Here is a 19662-nt window from a genome sequence, read left to right as displayed (position 1 = left end):
TGTCGTGAATACAAGTGTCGTGAATGCTGCTGGTCATGACGCTGATGGGAAGGCGCCGTTCGTGCCAGGCCGCATCATGGCGAGCACAAAATCAACAGCCTCAGGGTTTTCGTCGCCATGATCTATACACTTGCGATCCTGTTCAGCCTGATCGCCTACTTCGTCATCGGTCACTGGGCCGGTCGCCGGGTCAAGCACCTGGACGACTATCTGGTCGCCGGTCGCAATGCTCCGACCTTTCTCATCCTCGGCACCCTGGTGGCCAGTTACCTGAGTACCAGCGCCTTTCTCGGGGAAACCGGCTTTGCCTATCAGGGCTATCCTTTCGTGATGCTGATCTTCGCCGCCATCAGCACTTCGGGATGTCTGCTCGGTGCGCTGGCGTTCGGTCGTTACCTGCGGCGTAGCGGGGCGCTGACGGTGCCGGAATTCTTCGGCAAGCGTTTTGCGTCGCGTCGTGTCCAGGTCATCGCCGGGCTGACTACCGTGGTCGGGCTGGGGGCCTACCTGCTGGGCGTCATGCAGGGGGCCGGCATCATGTTCGCCGAGCTGACCGGCATGCCGTACTGGGTCGGTCTGGTGCTGGTATGGCTGACCTATACAGGATTCATTCTCTACTCGGGTTCGCCCGGCGTGCTGCTGACCGACACCGTCATGTTCGTGATCTTCTCGGTGGCCGCCCTGGGGGGATCGCTGTATATCATCAACGACCTGGGCGGTTGGCAAGGGGTCATCGACGGATTGTCGAGCCAGTCGCAAAAACCCGGAATTGCCCTCTGGCATGGCGTGATCGAAGGTGACGGGGCGACGTTCGGCTCTCCCGGCGAAGCGCTGACATGGGGCCTGACGCTCGGCCTGGTATGGGCGGCGGTATTGGCGGCGAGCCCCTGGCAGGCGAGTCGCTATCTGATGGCACGCAACGAACATGTCGTCATGCGTTCGGCCATGCTCACCGCCGTGGCGCTGGCCATCTTCTATGCCTTGATGATGATGACCGGGGCGGCCATCAATCTTTACGACCCCGGGCTCGACCCCGAGCGGGCGATGGTCTGGTCGGCGCTCAATATCCTGCCGCCCTGGCTCGGCGTGATCATCCTGACCGGCGTGTTCGCCGCCGGGCTGTCATCCTGCTCGACCTTCCTGTCGATCATCGGCTTCAGCCTCTCCAATGACATCCTGCCGGCGTCTCGCAGCGAAGCGGCCGCCATGCGCGCGAGCCGGATCGCGGTCCTGGCAGCCGGGTTGATCGCCTTGATACTGGCCCTGTTCCAGCCGCCGGCGGTAATGGCCGTGGTGTGGTTCGCGGCGACGCTGTTCGCTTCGTCCTGGGGGCCGGTCGCCCTGATGAGCATCTGGAGTCGCCGGATCACCGCAGCCGGTGCCGGATGGGGGCTGGCCGTGGGCTTCGTCGGCAATCTCGTCCTGTCACTGATGGATCAGGCGGGCTGGGTCCAGTTGCCCGTCTATCTGCATCCGGTGGTCATCAGCACTCTGCTGGCGCTGGCGGTCATCCTGGTGGCATCACGCCTGACGCGGGTGAGCGCGGCGGAACGTGACTACCTGGCTTTTCTCCACCGCCACGATGAGCGCCTGGAGGCAAACTGGAGGAAGGGATCTCGTCGGGTGGCGATCTTCACCATGCTTTCCGGAATCGGCGTCGGCGTCTTCCTGTGGCACCAGTATGCCGACACCCTGGCGGGCATGGCGGAACGCCATGGAATACCGCAGGGCGCGGTAATGGGAGCCTATGGCCTGGCCCTGGGATGCGCGGTCATGCTGCTCATCGCGGGGGCCGTGGGCTATCGGGTGACGCGCCCGCCTCGGGAGGCCGGGCAGGTCGCGAACGCCGGTGAGCTGGCGGAGTGATCCTCGACGCACCGCGCGTGCCGTCACTAGCGGATGCGCGGCGCAACCAGTGTCCCACCAGGATGGCGAAGGCCGGCGCGCCGGCCAGCAAATAAAGGTGGTAGGTGACCAGTCGCCATACCACCACGGCGGCGGCGGCCTGGGCAGCGGGCATCAACGGCATCAGCAGGGCGCCGACGCCGAGTTCGGCGGCCCCGGCGCCGCCGGGCAGGATGCTGATCTGGCTGGCCGCCATGGCCAGCATCTGGGTCAGGAAGGTCCAGGCCCAGTCGACATGGGTGCCCACGCCGAGCACGGCCAGGTAAAGCAGGCTGTAGCGCAACAGCCAGTGCGCCGCGCACAGGCCGAGTATGGTCGCCAGCCGGGCGGGAGGCAGGCAGAGCGTGGTGATCAGGGCCAGGCGGCAGCTGAGCAATCGTCTGGCCAGCCAGCGGCGCCGCCGGGAGGAGAGGCGGCGCAGCCACCAGCTCGGGCGTTGGCGCAGCAACTGGGGCAGGCGTAAAAGCGACAGGCCGACCAGCAGCATCAGCCCGACCAGGCTCAGCATGGCGATGGCGAGCAGGCCCTGATGCGGCCAGTTCACGTTGCCGCTCAGCGATATGCCGATCAGCACGCCGAGCATCGCCAGAAAGAACAGCATGTCGCAGCCCTGGTCGACCAAGAACACCGCCGACCCTCGTGACGGGGAGAAGCCCCGTCGTGCCAGCAGGGCCAGCAGGGTGACGGCGCCGCCGCTACCGCCGGGAGTGGCACAAAGGGCGAACTTGGCTGCCATCTCGATGGCCAGAGCCTGGCCTTGTCCGAGCCGGCCGGCGCGTCCGTCCAGCAACAGGCGCAGGCGCAGGGCGTTGAGGTTCCAGCAGGCCACCACCATGACCAGCATCAGCCCCAGGATGTCGAGCGGAAACTCGGCCAGGGTGCCGAGGATGTCCTGGCCGCCCAGCATCCAGGGCACCGCCAGGGCCATGGACAGGGCCAGGCCCAGCCAGCCCCAGCGTGCCATCACACTGCGTTCCCTGTCCCGTCGCTCAGCCATGTCGTGAAAGACCGGCGTCACGCGCCCGGGGCGTCAGGGTGGCATAGTGGTCGAGCAGGCCGTCGATGACGTTCTCCCAGCGGAAGCGGCGCTCGACGTAGCGGCGTGCGTGTCGGCCACTCGCCTTGACGTCATTGATGAACAGCTCCTCGACCGCCCGGGCCATGTCCATCGGTTCCAGCGGTTCGCAGAGAATGCCGCCACCCAGGGGAACATTCTCGATCAGGGCACCGGCCCGGGCAGCGACGACCGGCAGGCCGCAGGCCATGGCCTCCAGGGCCACCAGGCCGAAGGTTTCCCGGGTGCCGGCATGGATCATCGCATCGGCGCTGGCCAGGGCGCGGGCCACCTCGCGGCTGTCGCAGCAGCGGGGCACCACGGTGACATTGTCGGGAACCCGGGTCGGCATGCCGGGCCCCATCAGCAGCAAGTGGTAAGGCGAACCGAGCCGTTGCATCACATCGAGCAGCACATCGACATTCTTCTCGCGGGAATTGCGCCCGGCGAAGGCCAGCAGACGGGTCTGCTCGGACAGACCCAGGGTGGCACGCAGGCTTGGGTCGGCGCAGTCCGGGTGAAAGGTGTCCAGGTCCACACCGAGAGGCTGGACGCGCACGTTATCCACACCCCATGACGCGAGACGCTCGGCCATGGCCCGGCAGGGTGCCATCACGCTGTCGAAACGGCCGTAGAGATCGGCCACATAGCCTTGCAGCCGGCGCCTTACGGCACCGCCGAAGCGATCTCCCATCAGGCGTGGCAGGTCGGAGTGATAGAACCCGACCACCGGCACGCCCAGACGCTGACCGGCTTCCAGGGCCGCCCAGGCAGTGACGTAGGGGTCGCCGGCCTCGATCAGGTCGGGTGACATGGCCTCCAGTGCTGCCCGCCAGGGACGGCGACGCAGGGGGAAGCGATAGCCTTGGCCCAGCGGCAGGCGCAGCGCAGGCAAGGTGTGCAGATCGCCCAGGGCATCGCGCTCGGCGCCGGGTACCAGCAGGCTGGTGCGGATGCCGTCGTGGCCGGAAAGGCAGCGATGCTTGGCGCTCAGGTAGGTGCGCACGCCGCCGCTGGCGGGGGCGTGGAACATTGTGACGTCGACGATATGCAAGAGACCCTCCCGGTAGTGCCGGTGACTGTCTCCAGCCTATGCATACTTTACGACAGTTCGACGACACTAGGCTTCGATGAACAGTGCCAGTGCTCGTCGACTTTTCTGATGGGGCTTAATGCAAAACGGCGGCCCGAGGGCCGCCGTTCGTACTTGTCGCGTCGGGCGAGGGCGTCCGCTCAGTCGGCGGGGCGACCCACCAGCGAACGCGTTTCCTCGCGGGCTTCGGTCAGCGCGACCCGGACATGGTCGCCGAGCTTGAAGCGTTCCTCACCCTCGATCTGGATACGGCCTTCCTTGTCGTCGATCACCACCTTGTCGCGGTCGCTGTGCATCAGCGGGGCCGGTACGAAGGCGGTGGCGCCGTTGGCGGTCAGGCGCACCCGCATGCCGCCACGGTTGATGGCGATGATCTCGGCGTTGAAGGCCTCGCCGGATTCGGCATGGGGGCCGAGGTAGCGCACATAGAGCCAGTCCTTGACGTCGCGCTCGGCCATGCGGTTCAGGCGGCGGCGCTCGGTCAACTGCTCGGTGAGCTCGAGGCTGGCTTCCGCCGGGGCCTGTTCGCCCTTGAGCACGCGCTTGATCAAGCGGTGGTTGACCATGTCGCCGTACTTGCGGATCGGCGAGGTCCAGGTGGCGTAGGCGGCAAGGCCGAGACCGAAGTGCGGCCCCGGGCGGGCCGACATGCTGGTGAAGCCCTGGAAGCGACGCAGGCGGGCGTCGAGCCAGGCGTCGTCGCGGCCTTCCAGCTCGCGCTTGAGTTCCTTGTAGCGTGGCAGCTCGGTGAGCGCTTCCAGCGCCACCTCGATGTCCTGATCGGCAAGGAATTCGCGGGCGGCTTCGGCCTTTTCCGGCTCGAAGGCGCGATGGACGTTGAAGATGCCGTGGCCCACGTGCTCGGCCAGCAGGTGGGCGCAGCAGGCATTGGCCGCGATCATCGATTCCTCGATCATGCGATTGGCGATGCGCCGCTGCTCGGTGCGGATGTTCAGCACGTTGCCGGCATCGTCCAGGTCGAAGACGTAATCCGGCCGGTCCTTGAAGACCAGGGCATGCTCGGCGCGCCAGGCGGTGCGGGCCTCGGTCAGGTCGCGCAATGCCTTGAGCTGCTCGCCGATGGCCGGCTCGGGAGCCCACTCGCCCTGGCCTTCCAGCCAGTCGGAGACATCGTCGTAGGCCAGCCGCGCATGGGAACGCACCGTGGCGGCGAAGAAGCGGTAGTCGCCAAGGGAGCCGTCGGCTTCCACATCCAGGGCGCAGGCCAGGGCGGGGCGGTCCTGGCCTTCCCACAGAGAGCAGAGATCGTCGGCCAGGTGCTCCGGCAGCATGGTGACGTTCTGCCCGGGCAAATAGACGGTGAAGGCGCGAGTGCGCGCTTCCAGATCGACGCCATCGCCTTCGGCGACATAGGCGGTGGGATCGGCGATGGCCACGGTCAGTCGCCAGCCGCCGTTGTCCCGGGGCTCGATGCGCAGGGCATCGTCCATGTCGCGGGTCTTGGCGTCGTCGATGGTGAAGAAGGGCGCCTCGGTGAGGTCCTCGCGCTGCAGACCCTCGTCGCGCAACGGCCAGTCATCGCCGCCGTCGGGGCTGGCCTGTTCCAGGGCATGGCGAGCCAGGGTCACGCGCCAGGGCACGGCCGGGTTGTCGTGCTTGGCGACCAGCTCGTCGATCTGGGCGAAGAAGGCGCGGTCATCCGGCTTGAGCGGGTGACGCACGAGACGGGCCTCGACCCAGTCGCCATCGTCGAGCGATGCCTCGTCGAGGCTGCGCTTGACGCGCGCCTTGAGGGCGTTGCTGATCGAAGGGTGGTCGGGGATCACCGCCAGTCGACCATCGCGCTTGCGCACCCGGGCAATGAAGCGCTCCAGGCCCTGTTCGATCAGGGTGTCCGGCTCCACCGACTTCTTCTCGCCTTCCTCGTGGAGGATGGCTCCGACACGGTCGCCATGCAGTACCTGCTTCATGGCGGGGGGCGGCACGAAGTAAGAGGTGCCGTCCTCGGTTTCGAGAAAACCGAAGCCTCGTTCGGTGGCCTTGATCACGCCTTCGACTCGAGGCGTGTTGTCGCGAATCTGTTGCTTGAGCTGAGCAAGCGCCGAGTTGTTCTGCAGCATGATAACGATCGAATGGCGGGATAGGAGGGCCACTATACGGATTCCGTCGGCCCACGCCAATCGTGGCAGGGCGCTCCCGGGGCTTCTGGCGCCTCGGCTCCGCCATGCACTCGTTTGGCACGGGTTGCGGGTAGCGGTTCGGACCAAGGTATAAGACAAGTGGTATTTAATTGGTATTGCTGGTGGTCTATATTGGTCCTATATCGATGCTGCACGAGAGCGACCATGGATCGCCGACTTCAACAACTGCGACTCGACCCTGAGCTGTCCACGCCGCTGTACCACCAGTTGGCGAGCCGGCTGGAGGAAGCCATCGAGGAGGGGGCCTGGCAGGCCGGCGAGGCGCTGCCTTCGGAGCGGGCCCTGGCCGAGGCGCTGGATGTCTCGCGGATCACGGCCCGCAAGGCGCTGGACCGGCTGGCCGAGCTCGGTCTGATCCGGCGTACCCGCGGCTCCGGCACCTTCATCACGCCGCGTCTCAATCAGCCCCTGACGCGCCTGGCGAGTTTCACCGAAATGCTGACCCAGCGTGGCTTCACGCCGCGCTCGTGCTGGCTGTCGCGCTGCCTGGCCGCCCCTTCGGCGGACGAAAGCCTGCGCCTGGGCCTGAGCGGCGATGCCCGCGTCGCACGACTCAAGCGCCTGCGCCTGGCGGATGGCGTGGTCATGGCGGTCGAGGAGAGCTGCCTGCCGCAGTCGGTACTCGACGATCCCCTGGGGGTGGGGGATTCGCTGTATGCCTTCCTGGAGGAGGCGGGGCGACCGGTGGCACGCGCGCTGCAGCACGTCACGGCAGTCAATGCCGATGCCGAGTTGGCGCGGCTGGCCGAAGTGCCGGAAGGCCAGGCCCTGCTCAAGGTGACCCGCCAGGGCTATCTGATCGACGGCACGCCGGCGGAGCTGACCGTCACCTACTGCCGCACCGATTACTACGACTTCATCGTCGAGCTGACACGCTGAGTTCTGACGTTTAGAGCGAACCGGGAGACACCATGCGCTACGGCAATATCCTGACACCCGACGGTTGGCGGCTCGGCGAGTTGCACTGGCACGACGGCCGCATCAGCCGCATCGACGGCGAGCCGGTCGACCCCGAGCAGAACGACCTGCCGCGCCTGCTGCCGGGGTTCATCGACCTGCACGTGCACGGTGGCGGCGGCGCCGATGTCATGGAAGGCGGCTCGGCGGTGGCCACGGTGGCGCGGACCCATGTGCGCTTCGGCACCACCAGCCTGCTGGCGACCACCATGACGGCACCGGATGACGATACCCGGCGTGTGCTGGGGGATGTCAGCGCCTACATGGAAGCGCCGGACCCCTCGGCCAGTCGCGTGCTGGGGGTGCATCTGGAAGGCCCCTACATCAATCCGGGCAAGCTCGGTGCCCAGCCGTCCCATGCCCGGCTCGGCGTGCTCGAGGAAGTCGAGGAACTGCGCCGGCTGGCGCCGATCGTGCTGTTGACCCTGGCGCCGGAACTGGCCGGTCACCTGACGCTGATCGAGCAGCTCAGTGAGCGGGGCGTGCGCGTGCAGATCGGCCATACCCTGGGCAGCTACGAGGAGGGCGTGGCGGCGCTGGAGCATGGCGCCCATGGCTTCACTCACCTGTTCAATGCCATGTCCGGGCTGCATCACCGCAAGCCCGGCATGGTGGGGGCTGCCATGGCGCATGCGGAGTATGCCGAACTGATTCCCGATCTGTTGCACGTGCATCCCGGCGCCATTCGCGCCGCCCTGCGCTGCATTCCGCATCTCTATGCCGTGACCGACTCCACCGCCGCGGCGGGCATGCCCGATGGTGAATACCGCCTCGGCGAGCAGGCGGTCACCAAGTGCCTGGGCGGCGTGCGGCTGGCCGATGGCACCCTGGCCGGCAGCACCCTGACCATGGATCAGGCACTGCGCAACCTGGTCGATCTCGGCCAGACGCTGGCCGAGGCTTCCGACCGACTTTCCCGCTATCCCGCCGATTTCCTGGGTCGCCATGACCTCGGTCGCCTGGCCGAAGGCGCGCGTGCCGACCTGGTGGAACTGGATTCCCGATTGAACCTGAAAGCCGTCCATGTCGGCGGTCGACTCGTCGTCGAAGGAGACGCTCATGTCACTGATGCTTGAAGAAGCGCGCAACGCCCCGGAGCGCGTGCGCGGCCAGTTGCAGCGCAACGCCGACGTGCTGGAATCATTGGGCGCCCGACTGCGCGAGCAGCCGCCGTCCGGCGCCATGACCGTGGCCCGGGGCAGCTCCGATCACGCCGCGGCCTATTTCGCCTATCTCTGCATGAAGCACCTGGGCATTCCGGTGGCTTCGCTGCCGCCCTCGCTTTCGACTCTGGCCAAGGCGCCCTGGCGCCTAGAAGGGCAACTGGCGGTGGCGATCTCGCAGTCAGGACAGAGCCCGGATCTGGTGGCTACCCAGAAAGCCTTGGCGCAGGGCGGGGCTCGCACCCTGGCGCTGGTCAACACGCCGCAGTCGCCATTGGGCCAGGCCAGCGATCTCGAGGTGCCGTTGTACGCCGGCGAGGAGCGCAGCGTGGCCGCCACCAAGAGCTACCTGGCAACGCTCTCCGCGGCCGCCCAGTTGCTGGCGCACTGGACTCGGGATAGCGACCTGCTGGCCGCCCTGGACAGCTTGCCGGAATGCCTGAGCCGGGCGGCCGATCAGGACTGGAGCGAGGCGGTCGAGGCACTCGTCGACGCCGATCGCCTGATGGTGATCGGACGCGGTGCCGGCCTGGCGGTGGCCCAGGAAGCGGCCCTCAAGTTCAAGGAAACCTGCGCCATCCAGGCCGAACCCTTCAGCGGCGCCGAGGTGCGGCACGGCCCGATGGCCCTGATCGAGGCCGGCTATCCGGTGCTGGTGTTCGCGCCTCCCGGCGTCGAGCAGGCCGGCCTGCTGGAGCTCGCCGACTGGCTCGGCGGAGTCGGTGCCCGAGTGCTGCTGGCTGCCGACGAGTCGGTGTCACAACGCCATCTGACGTTGAGCGATGCTGGCCACGAGGACCTGCAGCCGCTGTCGGTGATCCAGAGCTTCTATCGCATGGCGGCGGAACTCGCCGAGGCCAGGGGCAGCGACCCGGACAAGCCGCGTCACCTGCGCAAGGTTACCTGCACGTTGTAAGCCTCGGGCTGCGACAACAACAATGTATCGGAGTCGATCATGTCTTCCTCCAAACTGACCCTGGTGGCCCCGGCCACTGGCATCGTGACGCTCTTGTCCGATGTTCCCGACCCGGTCTTCGCCGGCGGAACCCTGGGCGAGGGCATCGCCCTGGATCCACTGGAGCCCGTGCTCCACGCGCCTTGCGACGGCGAGGTGGTGCAGTGCGCCAAGACCCGGCACGCCCTGACGCTGAAGACCGAGCAGGGCGTCGAGGTATTGATTCACCTGGGACTGGATACCGTCGAACTTCAGGGCCAGGGCATCGAATTGAACGTCGCAGTGGGGCAGCGGGTGAAGACCGGCGAGCCACTGTGCTGTTTCGATCCCGAGCTGCTGGCCGAGCGGGCCAGGTCACTGATCACGCCGCTGGTGGTAACCGATGACGCCGGCTGGCGTCTGCGTCTCGAGGCGAACGCCACGGGCGGGTATGTCGAACGTGGCGCCGCGCTGATGAGCCTGACGCCCGCCACGGCGTCCGACACGGCAACGACCGAGCGCACAGGGCCCTGGCAGGAACGCCGCGTGACGCTGGCACTCGAGGCCGGCTTGCACGCCCGACCGGCAGCCCGGGTGCGCGCCATCGTGAAGCGGCACGACGCCGAGGTGCGACTCGGACATGGCGACGCCGAGGCGCGTGGCGACAGCGTGAGTGCCCTGATGAACCTCGGCCTGGCCGAAGGCAGCGAGGTGGTCCTGCACGCCCGGGGCGAGGATACCCAGGCCGTATTGGCGGCCATCGCCGAGCTGCTGACCACGCCGGAAGGTGCCGAGCCGCAGCAGGAAGCGACGATGCCGGCCTCCGTGGCCGAAGGTGAGTTCGCCGGCCTCGTCGCCAGTCCGGGCCTGGCGATCGGCCCGCTGGTGACGCTGAGCCTGCCGCTGCCGGCGGTGCCTTACGACGGACGTGGCGAGGCGGTCGAACGCGAGGATCTGCGGGCCGCCCTGGAGCGGGTCGGGCGTTCCCTGGAAAACGCGCGCGAGCAGGCCGAACGGCAGGGGCAGCGCGCCGAAGCGGATATCTTCGAGGCGCACCTGGCCTGGCTGGACGATCCGGGGTTGCTCGAGTCGGCCACGGCTCGCATCGAGGCCGGTCGCAGTGCCGGTCAGGCCTGGCGCGAGGCGCTGGATGACGAGGCCGAACAACTGCGAGCCACCGGCAATGCCTTGCTGGCGGGACGCGTGGCCGATCTGCGCGACCTGCAGCGTCATGTCATGGCCGAGTTCGCCGAGGCCGGTGCGGCCCCGCTGCCCGATGTTCCCGAAGGGGCCATCCTGGTGGCCGATGATCTCTCTCCCTCGCAGTTCGTCGACCTCGCCGAGCGCGGTCCTGCCGGGTTGTGCCTGAAGGCCGGCGGCACGACGTCGCACGTGGCGATCCTGGCCCGGGCGCGTGGTATTCCCTGCCTGGTGGCCATGGGCGAGGCACTCGAGGACGTGAGCGGAGAGCATGCAGTGCTCGACGCCCATGCCGGGCGTCTCGAGCCCGCGCCCGACGAGGCGCGCCTGGCAGCGGTGCGCGAGGCCCTGCGCCGCGATGCCGAGCGCCGGGAGGTCGAGCGTGCCGAGGCCTTCGAACCGGCCGTCACGCGCGACGGTCGCGAGATCGAAGTGGCGGCGAACATCGGCGACAGCAGCGAAGCGCGGCTGGCGGCCGAATCCGGTGCCGACGGCGTCGGCCTGATGCGCAGTGAGTTCCTGTTCCTGGGCCGCGATACCGCGCCCGACGAGGCGGAGCAGTGCCACGAGTACCAGACCAGCCTGACGGCGCTCGGCGGCAAGCCGGTGATCATTCGTACCCTGGATATCGGTGCCGACAAGCAGCTTCCCTATCTGCGCCTGCCCGAGGTGCCCAATCCGGCGCTCGGCGTGCGCGGGGTGAGGCTGTGGCATGACCAGCCGGCACTGCTCGATACCCAATTGCACGCCTTGCTCGGCGTCGTGCCGCTGGATGCCCTGCGCATCATGGTGCCGATGGTCAGCGAGGTCGGAGAACTGGCCTGGGTGCGCGAGCGGCTAGAGGCCGTTGCCGTGGAACGTGGCCTCACGGAGCGGCCGCGTCTCGGCGCCATGGTCGAGGTGCCCAGCGCCGCCCTGTGCGCGGCAAACCTGGCCGAACAGGCCGACTTCCTGTCGATCGGCACCAACGACCTGACCCAGTATGCCCTGGCCATGGATCGCGAGGACCCGCACCTGGCAGCCCGCGCCGATGTCCTGCATCCCGGCGTGCTGCGCCTGATCCAGGCCACCGTCGAGGGCGCCGCCGGTCGCTGCCCGGTGGGGGTGTGCGGTGCGGCGGCCGGTGATCCGCTGGCCGCCTCCCTGCTGGTGGCGATGGGCGTCGATGAGCTGTCCGTCGAGCCGGCCCGGGTGGCTGCCATCAAGGCGTCGATTCGTCGACTCGATGCCGCTTCGCTGGCCCGCGAACTGCCGGATCTGCTGGCGATGCCCGATGCCGCAAGCGTGCGTCGGCGTCTCGCCGAGATCCATGAATCCGTGTCCGACGCCACAACAACAACTCCCGAGAGGATCCCATCATGACTCGCGAACTAGGCTCCCGCCTCATGGCCGGGCTGCAATTGCTCGGACGTTCCTTGATGCTGCCCATCGCGGTGCTGCCCGTAGCCGGCCTGCTGTTGCGACTGGGCCAGCCCGACCTGCTGGATATCGGTTTCGTGGCTGCCGCCGGCCAGTCGATCTTCGACCATCTGGCGCTGATCTTCGCCATCGGCCTGGCGGTCGGTTTCGCCGATGACAGCAACGGTGCGGCGGGGCTGGCCGGGGTGGTCGGCTACCTGGTGCTGGACGCGGTGCTGCACACCATCAACCCCGACATCAACATGGGGGTACTGGCCGGGGTGATCATCGGCTCCGTGGCAGGGTTGATATACAACCGCTACCGGGCCATCCAGTTGCCGGAATACCTGGCCTTCTTCGGCGGGCGGCGTTTCGTGCCGATCGCCACGGGCCTGGCGGCGGTGCTGCTCGGCATCGTCTTCGGCTGGGGCTGGCCGGCGATCCAGGCGGGCATCGATGGTCTGGGGCATTGGCTGATAGAGGCCGGTGCGCTCGGCAAGTTCGTCTACGGGGCGCTCAATCGCCTGCTGATCGTCACCGGGCTGCACCATGTGCTCAACAGCTTCGTGTGGTTCGTGTTCGGCAGCTTCGATGGCGCCACCGGCGATCTGAATCGCTTCTTCGCCGGCGATCCCGGTGCCGGAGGCTTCATGGCCGGCTTCTTCCCGGTGATGATGTTCGGCCTGCCGGCCGCGGCGCTGGCCATGTATCACGCCGCGCCCAAGGCACGCCGTGCCCAGGTGGGCGGCCTGCTGATGTCGCTGGCGCTGACCGCCTTCCTGACCGGGGTGACTGAGCCCATCGAGTTCACCTTCATGTTCCTGGCGCCGCTGCTCTATGTGTTCCATGCGGTGATGACCGGCCTGTCCATGGCACTGATGCAGCTGCTCGACGTGAAGCTCGGCTTCACCTTCTCGGCCGGCGCCTTCGACTACGCCCTTTCCTATGGCCTTTCCACCAATGGCTGGCTGATGTTGCCGGTCGGCCTGGCCATGTTCGTGATCTACTACGGCGTCTTTCGCTGGGCGATCCAGCGCTTCGACCTGCCCACGCCGGGCCGTGACGAGGAGACCGCCATGTCCCGCCCGGCGGAGGGGCAGGCCAGCGAGCGGGGACCTGCCTTCGTTGCCGCGCTCGGCGGGGCAGCCAACCTGCGCAGCGTCGGTGCCTGCACCACGAGGCTGCGTCTGGTGCTGGCCGATGCCGATGCCATCGACGAGCCTGCCCTCAAGTCGCTGGGATCGCGCGGTGTGATGCGCCTCGGCGGTGGCGGTCTGCAGGTCGTGCTGGGGCCCATCGCCGATGGCGTGGCCGACGAGATTCGTGCCGCCGTGGCCGCTGCCGGTGTCGAGCCGCCGGTATCCGAGGACGACACGCCACATCAGCCGGTGGAAGAAACCGCCGAGGCATCGCTGTCCGACGATCAGGTCGCCGCCTGGCTGGCCGCGCTCGGCGGACGCGACAACCTTCGCGACCTTGCCGCCCGGGCCGGGACTCGCCTGCGCGTCGAGCTGCATGACGAGGCATCCCTCGATACGGCAGCACTGAAGACGCTGGGCTGTCTCGGTTCCATGGCCGTCGGCGAGCGCACCTGGCATCTGGTGGTCGGCCCGCAGGCCTCTGACATCGCCGCTTCCCTGGCGGCGCGCGGCTGAGCGTCGATCGTTGGTCGGCTAGCACGATGGCCGCACGGCAAATGCTGGTCATCCCGTTCGGGGCATCGCCCCGGACGGGCTGTTAGACTGGCGTCTCATTCATCGTGTGAGGGACAACGCATGACGGCTCACCTGATCGTCACGGATCTCGACGGAACCCTGCTCGGCGCCGATCACGCCCTGGCGGATGTGACGGTCGATACCCTGCGCGCCCTGGCGGGGCAGGGGCATCACATCGTGCTGGCCTCCGGTCGACATTATCGCGACATCCTGGCGTTTCGCGATCATCTCGGCATCGAGGCCCACATCATCAGCACCAACGGGGCTTATACCCATTCACCGGATGGCCGGCTGATCGAGGCGCGCTACCTGCCGGCAGGGCTGGCGCGCGAGCTGATCCGCTTGCCGCGCCCCGAGGCGGTGCGACTCAACCTCTACCATGACGATGAATGGCTGATCGATGCGCCGGCGCCTGAGTTGCTGGCCTTGCATACGCATACCGGTTTCGGCTATCGGGTGGCCGAACTCGACGGCCTGGATGGCGAGGGCGTGGGCAAGGTGCTCTACATCGGTGAGCCCGCCGCGCTCGGCGAACTGGAGCAACAGGCACGGCGTCGCGCGGAGAGGGAACTGCACATCACCTACTCCATGGACAACTCGCTGGAGATCATGGCCGGCGGGGTCAACAAGGGCACGGCGCTGACCGCCTTGCTGGCGCAACTGGAGATCCCGGCCGAGCGCTGCCTGGCCTTCGGCGACAATCGCAACGACATCGAAATGCTCGACCTGGCCGGCGAGGCCCATGTGATGGGCAATGCCCACCCGGCCCTGATGGAAGCTGTGCCCGGCGCGTTGCGCATCGGTTCCCACGACCAGGCCGCCGTGGCGCAACGCCTGATCGAGCGCTTCGCGCTCTAGGAGCTCCGGGGCCGGCGTTGTCCACTGTTGCCACCTTGGTGGTATCGCCAGCGTGCGGGTAGGGGCCTAGAGTATCGGGCATGACGATGTTCGACACGGCGCTTATCGAGCGCCACCGCTGCCGGTGATAGTGCCGATGACGACGCCTGCCGCCACCCTGGTCGTGGTCGACGATGACCCGGAGATCCGTGACCTGCTCGCCGATTACCTGACGCGCCACGGTTACCGTGCCCTGATGGCCGAGGACGCGGAGGCGTTGCGTGCCTTGCTGGCCACCGAGCGCCCCGACCTGTTGGTCGTCGATCTGATGCTGCCCGGCGACGATGGGTTTGCCATCTGCCGCGAGGTACGCCGGGACAGCGAGGTGCCGATCATCATGTTGACCGCCAGCCCCGACGAGACCGATCGGATCCTCGGGCTGGAGCTCGGTGCCGACGACTATCTGGGCAAGCCTTTCAATCCCCGCGAGTTGCTGGCGCGGGTCAAGGCGGTATTGCGCCGCTGCCGGCCCCGCGGCGACTCGGCCGGTTCGGGGATGGCCCGGATCGTGGCCTTCGGCGACTGGCGCCTGGACCGCGTGACGCGTGAGCTGATCGACGAGCGCGGTATGCGCAGTGCCCTGTCGGGGGCTGATTTCTCGCTGCTGCAGGTCTTCCTCGAGCATGCCGAACAGGTGCTCTCGCGGGAGGCCCTGTTCGACCTGACCCGTGGGCGTCCGGCGCCGCCGCTGGATCGTTCCATCGATGTGCACGTCTGCCGGTTGCGCCAACGGCTGGGCGAAGACGCCCAGCATTCGCAGCTGATTCGCACGGTGCGCGGCACGGGCTATGTGCTGGCGGCCCGGGTGGATGTGATCGCGTGAGGCGCGCCACCTGGCGACGCTGGCGTCGTTCGTTGGCGCGAGGGTTACCGAGCTCCCTGCGTGGCCGCTTCCTGTTGATCATGGTGGTCGGGGTGCTGGGCGCGCAGCTCGCCAGCTATTCCATCTGGACGGCCCAGGCACGTGATGGCCAGCTCGCCCGGCTCGACGAACTGTCGAGTAATATTGCCTACAGCGTTGCCTCCACGGTGCGCTTCTTTCGCTCCCTGCCGTATGACTATCGCCACATCGTGCTCGACCAACTGCGCGACATGGGCGGCACGCGATTCTTCGTCAGCGTCAACGACCATCGCATCGAGGTGGACGATATCGGCGAAGGGTCGGCGAAGGCGCTGGTGATCGACAACTTTCACGATGTGCTGCGCGATGAAATCGGCGTGACGGACGCCGAGGTGACCTTTACCCGGCCCGATACCCTGCGCTTGCTCAACAACGAGGTGTTGCTGCGCGACATGCCGCCGCGCTGGGGGCAGCACAGCCTGATGAGTGCGCCGCTGTCGCAGCCGATTCTGGTGGTACAGCTGCCGCTGGAGCGCGGCCAGTGGCTGTATGTCGCTACGCTGCTGCCGGTGTCGGATGTCTTCCATGACGGCGGCTGGCTGTCCGGGGACCGGTTGTTCGTGGCTTTGATGGTGCTGCTGACGGTCATCGGCCTGTCGTGGCTCGGTATCCGCAGCGCCACTCGAACCCTGGCACGGCTGTCGCGGGCCGCTCGTCGGCTGGGCGACGATCTCGACAGTCCGCCACTCAGCGAAGGCGGGCCCCGCGAGGTGGCGGCGACCGCCATCGCCTTCAATCGCATGCAGCGGCGCATCCAGCATCAGGTGGAGGAGCGCGAGCGGCTCTTCTCGGCGATTTCCCACGATCTGAAGACGCCCATCACTCGCCTGCGCCTGCGTGCCGAAATGCTCGACGACCCGATGCTGCGCGAGCGTTTCTGCGCTTCCCTGGACGAACTGGATCAACTGGTCCGGGGCGCGCTGGATTCGGTCAAGGGCCTCGACATGCACGAAGAGGTCGAGATCATCGAGCCGCGCGCACTGTGCGATGAGCTGGCCGGCGAGATGGCATTGCAGGGCGGCGAGGTGCGGGTGATGGGAGAGGCCGCGCCTGTGGCCGTCAAGCCGCTGGCCTTCAAGCGTTGCCTGACCAACCTGCTGGAGAATGCCGTCTTCTATGGCCGGCGCGCCGAGGTGCGGCTCGAGGATACGCCGGACAGCCTGCAGATGGCGATCCGCGATCATGGCCCCGGCATCGAGCCGGCACAGCGCGAACGGGTCTTCTCGCCCTTCGTGCGGCTCGAACCGTCGCGCAGCCGTCACACCGGCGGCAGCGGCCTGGGGCTGGGCATCGCCCGGCACATCATCCAGGCCCACGGCGGCCGGCTGGCGCTGGACAACCATCCCGAAGGCGGGCTGGTGGTGAGCTTGATGTTGCCCCGCCAGGATTCCGGGAGTGCAGAGCTCTAGCCATTTTTCAGGCAGCGCCTGGCACTTGGGGAAGCCGCGCCAGGCAGATCGATTGCGGATTCGGCAACATACATTCATGTGGCGGGAAGGACGCGCCGCCAAGCCAGAGTCTCGAAACCATTCGGAGGGAATATCGTGAACATCTTCGATCCCGCTTTTCTCGATGGCCATGTCCGCACGACCATGGCGTTCTATCATCCGCGTGCCATCGACCCGCAGGGTGGCTTCTTTCATTACCTGCGTGACGATGGCGCCATCCTCGACCGACAGCATCGCCATCTGGTGTCGAGCGCCCGCTTCGTGGTGATTTATGCCCGCTTCGCGCGGCACAGCGGTGAGTCGGAGTATCGCGACTGGGCACGGCACGGGCTCGACTACCTGGAACAGGCCCATTTCCAGACGGCCTATCAAGGCTACGCCTGGACCCTGTCGGATGGCGAGGTGGAGGACGACACCAACCACTGCTATGGGCTGGCCTTCGTGCTGCTGGCCTATGCCGAAGCGCTCAAGACCGAGGTGCCCGGGGCGCGGGAGGGCCTCTACGCGACTCACGCCATGCTGCAGCGCCGGTTCTGGGAACCACAGCACGGGCGTTTCGCCGACGAGGCCGACCGCCAGTGGCATGTGTCCGGCTATCGGGGCCAGAACGCCAACATGCATGCCTGCGAGGCGCTGATCTCGGCTTACGAGGCCACCGGAGACGCGGATTTCCTGACCCAGGCGATGACCGTCGCCCGGGCCATCATCGACGCCAATCGCGACCATGAACATGGCTGGATCTGGGAGCACTACGATGCCCAATGGCGTCGAGACCTGGATTACAACCGTGATGACCCGAGCCACCTGTTCCGCCCCTGGGGCTATCAGGTGGGGCACCAGACCGAATGGGCCAAGTTGCTGGTCATGCTCGATCGATACCGGCCCGAGGACTGGCTGTTGCCCACCGCCGAGCGCCTGTTCTCGAGCAGCGTGGAGGCCGGCTGGCATCCGCAGACGGGGGGCCTGGTCTACGGGCTCGATCTGGACGGGCGGATCAGCGACGCCGACAAGTACTTCTGGGTGCAGGCCGAAAGTTTCGCCGCGGCGGCCATGCTGGGCGAGCGGACCGGCCGCGATATCTACTGGCGCTGGTATCGACGCATCTGGGACTTCAGCTGGCAGCACATGATCGATCATCGTCACGGCGCCTGGTATCGCCTGCTCGATGCCGACAATCACCGCTATTCCGACGTCAAGAGTCCGGCGGGCAAGGTCGATTATCACACCATGGGGGCCTGTCAGGACGCCATGGCCGCATTGAAGGCGAGGCCATACCGCTAGGGGCGCCGGGGACAAGCCGAAGAGGACGCCTCCTTGCAGGCTTGTCGACGGATCAGCCCCGGACGATCCCCCTGTCTGCAATGACCTTGGGCCTTGCAGGCGAGGAATTATGTTACCGGTGTTTAACATTGTTTCGGCATTGCAATAGTCCGGCAACACTATTCAGTACTTGGTAATCCCCCGGGGCGGAGGAGTGCGCTAGCGTGATGAGAGCCGCTTCGGCGGCGCAAGACAACAACAATTCAGGAGGCACGTTCTATGCGCGCATTGATGCGATTCTCACCACTCCGCCACACCCTGCTGGGACTGGCCGTGGCCGGTACCCTGGGCGCCGCCGGCCAGTCCCAGGCCGGTGAGGTGGAAGTCCTGCACTGGTGGACCTCCGGCGGGGAGGCCAAGGCGGTGGGCGAATTGCGCGACCTGCTCGAGGCGGAGGGCCATGAATGGAAGGACTTCGCCGTGGCCGGTGGTGCCGGCGACAGCGCCATGACGGTACTCAAGTCGCGCGCCATGTCCGGCAACCCGCCGGCGGCGGCGCAGATCAACGGGCCGGAGATCCAGGAGTGGGGCGAGTTGGGCCTGCTCGGCAACCTCGACGATGTGGCCGAAGAAGGCAACTGGGACGAGCTGTTGCCCGAGGTAGTGTCCGACATGATGCGGCACGACGGCCATTACGTGGCGGTGCCGGTGAACGTGCACCGCGTCAACTGGCTGTGGGCCAATCCCGAGGTGCTCGATGACGCTGGCGTCGAGATGCCGACCACCTGGGACGAGCTGTTCGCCGCCGGCGAGACCCTGCGTGAGGCGGGATATGTGCCGCTGGCCCACGGCGGGCAGCCCTGGCAGGATGCCACCACCTTCGAGAGCGTGGTACTGAGTCTCGGCGGCAGCGACTTCTATCGTCGTGCCTTCGTCGATCTCGATGAGCAGGCGCTGCAGAGCGACACCATGATCGAGGCGTTGACCACCTTCAAGCGCCTGCGCGGGCTGATGGACGAGGGCATGCCGGGGCGCGACTGGAACCAGGCCACCGGCATGGTGATCGATGGCGAAGCCGCCATGCAGATCATGGGCGACTGGGCCAAGGGCGAATTCACCGCCGCCGAGATGCAGGCCGGCGAGGATTATGTCTGTGCGCCGGTGCCGGGCACCGAGGATGCCTTCACCTTCAACATCGACAGTTTCGCCATGTTCCAGCTCGGCGACGAATCCGCACAGCAGGCCCAGCAGACCCTGGCTCGCCTGATCCTGGAGCCGGATTTCCAGAAGACCTTCAACCAGATCAAGGGCTCGATCCCGGCGCGTCCCGATCTCGACATGAGCGGCTTCGACAGTTGCGCCAAGCGCTCCATGGAAGACTTCCAGGCGGCGCGTGACGCCGACACCCTGGTGCCCAGCATGGCGCACCGGATGGCCATGCGCAGCGATGTGCAGGGTGCCTTCTTCGACATCATCACCAACTACTTCAACTCGAGCGACATGACCGCCGAGCAAGCCGCCGAGCGGCTGGGGCAGGCCGCCAAGCTGGCCATGTGATGTCCTTACGGCGCCCGC

14 protein-coding genes are annotated in these 19662 nt (G+C 67.1%); 11 read left to right on the top strand and 3 right to left on the bottom strand.

Features of this window, described 5'->3' with window-relative positions; translation table 11 throughout:
- The first annotated feature begins 117 nt into the window (after positions 1-117).
- On the top strand, positions 118-1866 hold the full coding sequence (locus HELO_RS11620) for a sodium:solute symporter family protein (RefSeq protein WP_013332863.1): 1749 nt from the start codon (positions 118-120) through the stop codon (positions 1864-1866).
- Here HELO_RS11620 and HELO_RS11615 read toward each other — a convergent pair.
- From HELO_RS11615 to HELO_RS11605, 3 genes are all read right to left on the bottom strand, one after another.
- On the bottom strand, positions 1781-2902 hold the full coding sequence (locus HELO_RS11615) for a lysylphosphatidylglycerol synthase transmembrane domain-containing protein (protein ID WP_109637468.1): 1122 nt from the start codon (positions 2900-2902) through the stop codon (positions 1781-1783). The two genes, HELO_RS11620 and HELO_RS11615, sit on opposite strands and share 86 nt — an antisense overlap.
- The gene (locus HELO_RS11610; RefSeq protein WP_013332861.1) at positions 2895-4013 is read right to left on the bottom strand and encodes a glycosyltransferase family 4 protein; all 1119 of its coding nucleotides are present in this window, start codon (positions 4011-4013) and stop codon (positions 2895-2897) included. The genes HELO_RS11615 and HELO_RS11610 overlap by 8 nt, the downstream gene beginning before the upstream one ends.
- Before the next feature lie 179 nt (positions 4014-4192).
- A complete protein-coding gene (locus HELO_RS11605; protein ID WP_013332860.1) occupies positions 4193-6133 on the bottom strand; it encodes an exoribonuclease II in 1941 nt (646 codons plus the stop codon).
- Positions 6134-6358: 225 nt separating this feature from the next.
- Here HELO_RS11605 and HELO_RS11600 point away from each other — a divergent pair, with 225 nt between their 5' ends.
- The 10 genes from HELO_RS11600 (at position 6359) to HELO_RS11555 (ending at position 19644) form a co-directional block, all read left to right on the top strand.
- A complete protein-coding gene (locus HELO_RS11600) occupies positions 6359-7093 on the top strand; it encodes a GntR family transcriptional regulator (RefSeq protein ID WP_013332859.1) in 735 nt (244 codons plus the stop codon).
- A 32-nt stretch (positions 7094-7125) separates the two neighbouring features.
- Positions 7126-8247 (top strand): N-acetylglucosamine-6-phosphate deacetylase, encoded by a 1122-nt coding sequence (nagA, locus tag HELO_RS11595; RefSeq protein ID WP_013332858.1) that lies wholly within the window; start codon positions 7126-7128, stop codon positions 8245-8247.
- A complete protein-coding gene (locus HELO_RS11590) occupies positions 8231-9250 on the top strand; it encodes an SIS domain-containing protein (RefSeq protein WP_013332857.1) in 1020 nt (339 codons plus the stop codon). Before nagA ends, HELO_RS11590 begins: the two co-directional genes overlap by 17 nt.
- Before the next feature lie 39 nt (positions 9251-9289).
- On the top strand, positions 9290-11830 hold the full coding sequence (gene ptsP, locus HELO_RS11585) for a phosphoenolpyruvate--protein phosphotransferase (protein WP_013332856.1): 2541 nt from the start codon (positions 9290-9292) through the stop codon (positions 11828-11830).
- A complete protein-coding gene (nagE, locus tag HELO_RS11580; protein ID WP_013332855.1) occupies positions 11827-13521 on the top strand; it encodes an N-acetylglucosamine-specific PTS transporter subunit IIBC in 1695 nt (564 codons plus the stop codon). Before ptsP ends, nagE begins: the two co-directional genes overlap by 4 nt.
- A 120-nt stretch (positions 13522-13641) precedes the next feature.
- A complete protein-coding gene (locus HELO_RS11575) occupies positions 13642-14439 on the top strand; it encodes a Cof-type HAD-IIB family hydrolase (protein ID WP_013332854.1) in 798 nt (265 codons plus the stop codon).
- A 136-nt stretch (positions 14440-14575) separates the two neighbouring features.
- Positions 14576-15301 (top strand): response regulator, encoded by a 726-nt coding sequence (locus HELO_RS11570; protein WP_013332853.1) that lies wholly within the window; start codon positions 14576-14578, stop codon positions 15299-15301.
- Positions 15298-16788: an ATP-binding protein gene (locus HELO_RS11565; protein WP_013332852.1), complete on the top strand. Its 1491-nt coding sequence runs from the start codon at positions 15298-15300 to the stop codon at positions 16786-16788. Before HELO_RS11570 ends, HELO_RS11565 begins: the two co-directional genes overlap by 4 nt.
- Positions 16789-16923: 135 nt before the next feature.
- Positions 16924-18108: an AGE family epimerase/isomerase gene (locus HELO_RS11560; protein ID WP_013332851.1), complete on the top strand. Its 1185-nt coding sequence runs from the start codon at positions 16924-16926 to the stop codon at positions 18106-18108.
- 258 nt (positions 18109-18366) lie between these two features.
- On the top strand, positions 18367-19644 hold the full coding sequence (locus HELO_RS11555) for an ABC transporter substrate-binding protein (RefSeq protein WP_013332850.1): 1278 nt from the start codon (positions 18367-18369) through the stop codon (positions 19642-19644).
- Positions 19645-19662 lie beyond the last annotated feature (18 nt).

The sequence above is a fragment of the Halomonas elongata DSM 2581 genome, from assembly GCF_000196875.2.
In the GTDB taxonomy this organism is placed as follows: Bacteria; Pseudomonadota; Gammaproteobacteria; order Pseudomonadales; family Halomonadaceae; genus Halomonas; species Halomonas elongata.
Note: the sequence above shows the minus strand (reverse complement) of the source record. Positions and strands in the feature narration are given on the sequence as shown.